The 1,305-nt window shown below is 74.8% G+C and carries 2 protein-coding genes; one reads left to right on the top strand and one right to left on the bottom strand.

The window, feature by feature from the left end; all coding sequences use genetic code 11:
* Positions 1-726: prephenate/arogenate dehydrogenase family protein (locus AX737_RS03385; RefSeq protein ID WP_066919000.1), on the top strand; the 726-nt coding region annotated here is incomplete at its 5' end.
* Between the two features lie 21 nt (positions 727-747).
* On the opposite strand, the gene AX737_RS34045 is transcribed toward AX737_RS03385, so the two are convergent.
* Positions 748-1,305: acyltransferase family protein (locus AX737_RS34045; RefSeq protein WP_348626799.1), on the bottom strand; the 558-nt coding region annotated here is incomplete at its 5' end.

Below are 1,305 nucleotides of genomic sequence, written 5' to 3' on the forward strand. Positions count from 1 at the left end.
GGGGCCGACCTCGTCATCCTGTGCGTGCCGGTGGGCGCCGTCGGCCCGGTCGCGGCCGAGATCGCGCCGCACCTCGCGCCCGGCGCGATCCTCTCCGATGTCGGCTCGGTGAAGGGCTCGGTGGTGGCGGCGGTCGCGCCGCACCTGCCGGAGGGCGTGGCCTTCGTGCCGGGCCACCCGGTGGCGGGCACCGAGTATTCGGGGCCGGATGCCGGCTTCTCGACCCTGTTCCAGAACCGCTGGTGCATCCTGACCCCGCCCGAGGGGACGGACGAGGCGCCGGTCGCGCGGGTGCGGGCCTTCTGGGAGGGCCTCGGCGCCATCGTCGAGACGATGAGCCCGGAGCACCACGACCTCGTGCTCGCCATCACCAGCCACGTGCCGCACCTGATCGCCTACAACATCGTCGGCACGGCGGCGGACCTCGAAGAGGTCACGCAGTCGGAGGTGATCAAGTTCTCCGCCGGCGGTTTTCGCGATTTCACCCGGATCGCCGCCTCCGACCCGACCATGTGGCGCGACGTGTTCCTGACCAACAAGGACGCGGTGCTGGAGATGCTCGGCCGCTTCAACGAGGATCTGGCCGCGCTCGCCCGGGCCATCCGCTGGGGCGACGGCGAGGCGCTGCACGCGCTCTTCACCCGCACCCGGGCGATCCGCCGCGGCATCGTGGCGATGGGCCAGGAGACGGCCGAGCCTGATTTCGGGCGCCGCAAGGAGGGCTGAGGCTCGCGGGCCGGCTCTCGCTCAGGCGGGGCGCGGCCGCAGGCGGGCGCGACCGGGGGCGCTCCCCCAGGCCCGCGCCAGGGCCTGCCCGGCCCGCATGCCGGGCCGCTCGACCGTGAGGTGGACGAGGGCCGCGAGCAGCACGGCGGCGAGGGCGGCGGCCGGGATCAGCAGCGGCAGCAGCGCGGTCGGGACCACCCCGGCGAGGGGCGCGAGATCGACGAAGAGCGCGCTCAGCACCAGCCCGTGCAGCAGGTAGACGCCGTAGGAGCAGGCGCCGAGCACCCGCGCGCCGCGCGAGCGCAGCAATCCGCCGAAGTCGTTGCCGCAGGCGACGCAGAGGAAGAAGGCGCCGTAGAGCGCGAGCGCCGCCGGCTTGCCCGGCACGACCTGCGTGGTCGCGGCGAGGACGAGCGCGGCGGCAGCGAGGCAGGCCGCCCCCGGCCCCCGCAGCCGGGCGGCGAGCGCCTCGCGCAGCCGCACCTCGCAGGCCAGCATGCCGACCGCGAAGAGCGGCAGGTAGCCGATTAGCGGTAGGAGGTTCTTGAGCGGCCGCAGGAGCAGCGCGCCGACGAGGAG

This window comes from Methylobacterium sp. CCH5-D2 (genome assembly GCF_001556475.1).
In the GTDB taxonomy this organism is placed as follows: domain Bacteria; phylum Pseudomonadota; class Alphaproteobacteria; order Rhizobiales; family Beijerinckiaceae; genus Methylobacterium; species Methylobacterium hispanicum.